The organism is Actinomycetospora sp. (assembly GCF_055612215.1).
The window spans coordinates 1-3,703 of sequence record NZ_JBVPVA010000085.1 but is presented as its reverse complement, the minus strand read 5'-3'; the positions used below and the strand labels follow the sequence as shown (position 1 = coordinate 3,703).

Annotated in this window: 3 protein-coding genes and 1 other RNA gene; all 4 read right to left on the bottom strand. The window is 74.2% G+C overall.

All coding sequences use genetic code 11. From position 1 onward, the window contains the following. On the bottom strand, positions 1-1,450 hold a 1,450-nt coding region (locus AC0CYZ_RS02000; protein ID WP_472211781.1), incomplete at its 3' end, for a protein kinase. Positions 1,451-1,638: 188 nt separating this feature from the next. Beyond that, positions 1,639-2,016: a transfer-messenger RNA gene (gene ssrA, locus AC0CYZ_RS01995) on the bottom strand. Positions 2,017-2,073: 57 nt separating this feature from the next. Beyond that, on the bottom strand, positions 2,074-3,012 hold the full coding sequence (locus AC0CYZ_RS01990; RefSeq protein ID WP_472211778.1) for an amidohydrolase family protein: 939 nt from the start codon (positions 3,010-3,012) through the stop codon (positions 2,074-2,076). Further along, positions 3,006-3,548 carry an SsrA-binding protein SmpB gene (gene smpB / locus AC0CYZ_RS01985; RefSeq protein WP_472211775.1) on the bottom strand — a complete coding sequence of 181 codons (543 nt, stop codon included), beginning with the start codon at positions 3,546-3,548 and terminating at the stop codon, positions 3,006-3,008. The genes AC0CYZ_RS01990 and smpB overlap by 7 nt, the downstream gene beginning before the upstream one ends. Between the last annotated feature and the right edge of the window lie 155 nt (positions 3,549-3,703).

Sequence of the window (3,703 nt, the reverse complement as noted above, 5' to 3'; positions counted from 1 at the left end):
TGGTCCGCGGCGGCGGGGTGGTGGTGGTCGGGCGCGTGGTCGACGACGGGCCCGCCGGGTCGCCCGTGGTCGACGACGGCGACGGCCGGGTCGAGGACGCGGTGTCGGGCGACACCAGGGCCGCCCGCGAGGGCTCCTCGGGCAGCGCGGCCTTGCGGGACGCGACCCCGACGGCGGTGTGGGCGGACCCGTTCGAGGCGCCGGTCCACGACCCGCCGCCCCCACCGCCCCCGGGCGGCGAGCCGGCGTCGAGAGCCGGCACCAGCGGGGGCGCGACGACCGACGACGGCGTGGACGCCCCGATCGCCGCCTGGGCCTCGGGGCGCACGGGGTGGGACTCCCCCGCCCAGATGACCAGGCCCGACGCGAGTGCGAGCGTGGCCGTGGCGGCCCCCAGCACGCCGGCGCGGCGGGCCCGGCGCCCGGCGGGGCCGATCACGGTGAACGGGGTGACGCCGCCCGCCCCGCGGGCGTGGACGGCGGGCCCCGCGGCCAGCGCGGCCGGGACGAGCAGTTCCGGGGGTACCGGGAAGCCCGTGGCCGGGCTCTCGGGCCAGGAGGCGACGACGGGGACGAGCCGGGCGGGCTCCTCGGTCACCTCGTGGGCCGCCACGCCGCGCGCGACCCGCGCGAGCTGGTCGGAGAACGCGGCCGCACTCGGTGGCTCCGGGGCGTCGACCTCGGCCAGGAGAGCCGCGAGCGGCGACGCCGCGACGTCGGGCTCGCGGGTGGTCGGGCGGGTCACGGCCTCGGGGTCGTCGCCGCCGGTCACCGCGGCCGTGTGCTCCAGGATCTCGCCGAGGACGGCGGCCAGGGCCCGGACGTCGGCGGCGCGGCGCCGCGCGGCCCCGTCGTCGTCGTCCTCCGGGTCGACGACCGGCAACGGTCCGCTCAACGACGCGGTGAGCCCGACGAGCCAGGCCTCGGTGTGCGCGTGGTCGACCAGGATGCTCGCCGCGCCGATGGCGCCGTGCTCCACACCGTGCGCGTGGGCGTGGGCCAGCGCGGAGGCCAGCTGGGCACCCATGCGGGCGACGGCGGGCTCGGCGATCGGGCCCTCGCGCAGGACCACGGCCAGCGGTTCACCGGGCACGTTCTCGAGGACGAGCGTGCTCTCGGTGTCGGGCGCGAGCCCGTCGACGTCGTAGACCTCGAGCAGGTGGGGGTGGTGCAGCCGGGCGAGGTGACGGACCTGCTCGATGCGCTCGGAGAGGGTCTCCCCGGACGCCGGCGGGAGCGTGACCAGCCGCACCTCGCGGCCGAGCACCTCGTCGACGCCGTGGACGGCCGCGTCGTCGACGCCGAGGGTCAGCGCCACGGTGGGCGGGTCGACGGGCATACCGTGCCCGGCGCCGTCCGTGATCACCCCGGAACGCTCCGTGCGCGGGTCGGGGAGAGCGTCACCGTCCTGATCGGGCCTGGTCTTCTCGACCGGTGCCTGGGAGGTCACGACCGCTCCCCCTGCCTCCTCTGCGTCGAGCAGGTGCCGGACGGCGTCGCTCGTACGGGTGACGATATTACCCGGGCGAGTGGCGGTCCACGGGTGTTGAGGCGGAGAGCACCGAGAAAACGGATCTCGTCGGTGAGCGGTGGCGGACACGACGACGGCCGGGGAGCGTGGGCTCCCCGGCCGCCGGGGGGTGGAGGTGCCGGGAATCGAACCCGGGTCCTCCGAACACTCGTCAGGACTTCTCCGTGCGCAGTCTGCTTCGTCTCTGCTCGGGTCCGCCGGTCGCGCAGACACGCCGGCGTGACGACCCCAGTCACTGTTCGATGTCCCGCCGGACCCCGTGACCGGGCCCGACGGTGGAGTCTCCTAGCTGATGCCGACTACCGGGCCGGAGACACTCCCGGGTCGACAGACCTCACTCCTTGCTGTCAGGCAGCAAGAACGAGGTCGCGCTGAGTACTGTTCTCGGCGCTTATATCTTGCGACGGGTGGTTATCGAGATCATCGTCGCCTTCCTCGGCACGCTTCTCCTGATCAAACATCCGGAGTCGAAACCAGTCACCCCCTTCTCCCACCAGGGTGCCCGGCGGGACTGTCCATCATAACGCCCGGAGCGTCCGCGATCATCCGACCCCGAGCAGCGCGGCCGGCGCGTCGTGCAGCACCGAGCGCAGGAACCCCTCGCCCAGCCGGTCGTCGGCGAGGGCCCAGCCCCGGATCGCCTCGAGCTGGCGCCAGGAGGCGTACGGGATGTTCGGGAAGTCGGTGCCGAGCACCACGCGCCCGGCCCCGGAGAGGTCGGCCAGCCGCGCGGCCCAGTCGCGCGGGAGCGGCGCGAAGCGCTCGGTGAACGGGGTCCCGACCATCGTCGTGTCGAGGCGCACCGCCGGGTGGTGCTCGACCAGCCGCAGGGCGGCGTCGTAGTCGGGCAGCCCGGCGTGGGCGAGCACCAGCGGCAGGCGCGGGTGCCGGTCCACCACCTCGCCCATGATCTCGATCCCGGTGTGGCGCCCCGGGATCGGGCCGTCGCCGCAGTGCGCGACGACGGGGATCCCGGCCTCGGCGAGCAGCCCCCACGCGGGGTCGAGCAGCGGGTCGCGCGGGTCGTACCCGCCGACCTGGACGTGCGCCTTGACCAGCCGCGCGCCCCGCTCGACCGCGTCGCCGAGGTAGGTGCTCACCGACTCCTCGGGGAAGAGCGTCGCGGTGGGGACCGCCTCTCCGACCTCGGCGGCCCAGTCCAGTGCCCAGCCGGTGAGCCACGCGGCCATGTCGGGCTTGTGCGGGTAGACCAGCGGCGCGAACGTCTCGACCCCGAACGCGCGCAGCCGGGCCAGGCGCTCGTCCTCGGGGAGCTTGTAGTGGATCGGCCAGTCGTAGCCGTAGTGGGACACCGCGTCGTCGAAGTAGGCCCAGACCTTGCGCAGCATCCGGTCGGGCAGGAAGTGCACGTGCACGTCGACGAGGCCGGAGGTCCCGTCCGGGCCGAGGCGCAGCGACCGGACCCAGCCCGCGACGTCGTCGTCGGACGCGAGCGGCGTCTCGAGGGCGCCCGTCACCATCCCTTGATCCGGCGCCCGACGATCCGCTCCGCCTCGCGCTTGGCGTCCCGCTCGGCCATGGCCTGGCGCTTGTCGTGGCTCGCCTTGCCGCGCACCAGCGCGAGCTCGACCTTGGCGAGGCCGCCGGCGAAGTAGATCGACAGCGGGACCAGGGTCATCCCGCCCTCGCGGGTCTTGCCGATCAGCCGGGCGATCTCCTCGCGGTGCAGCAGCAGCTTGCGGTGCCGGCGCGGCTCGTGGTTGGTCCAGCTGCCGAAGTCGTACTCCTGGATGTGCAGGCCGCGCAGCCACACCTCGCCGTCGGTGACCGTCGCGAAGGCGTCGGCGAGCGAGACGTGGCCGGCCCGCAGGCTCTTGACCTCGGTGCCCTGCAGGGCGATCCCGGCCTCGTAGACGTCGAGGATCTGGTAGTCGTACTTCGCCTTGCGGTTGGTCGCGACGATCTTGCGCCGGTCCTCGGGGCGGTTGGAGGACGCCTTCTTGCCGGCGCGCTCCTTCGCGCGCCCCGAGTCGGTCGGGACGGCCGTCTTCGCCACCGGGGGATCTCCTCTGCTAGTTGCGCACGTACAGGCGCAGGGTGACATACCCCGTCGCCGTCGCGATGGCCGCGCCGACGACCACCAACAGTGGTGCAACGAACAACAGGACGTCGCTCATCCCGACCGCGGGGATGGCGTTGGAGATCAGCCGG

Bases quoted from the DNA above. Each gene is read 5' to 3' on its own strand.
- AC0CYZ_RS01990 (WP_472211778.1), bottom strand. From the start codon at position 3,012: ATGGTGACGGGCGCCCTCGAGACGCCGCTCGCGTCCGACGACGACGTC.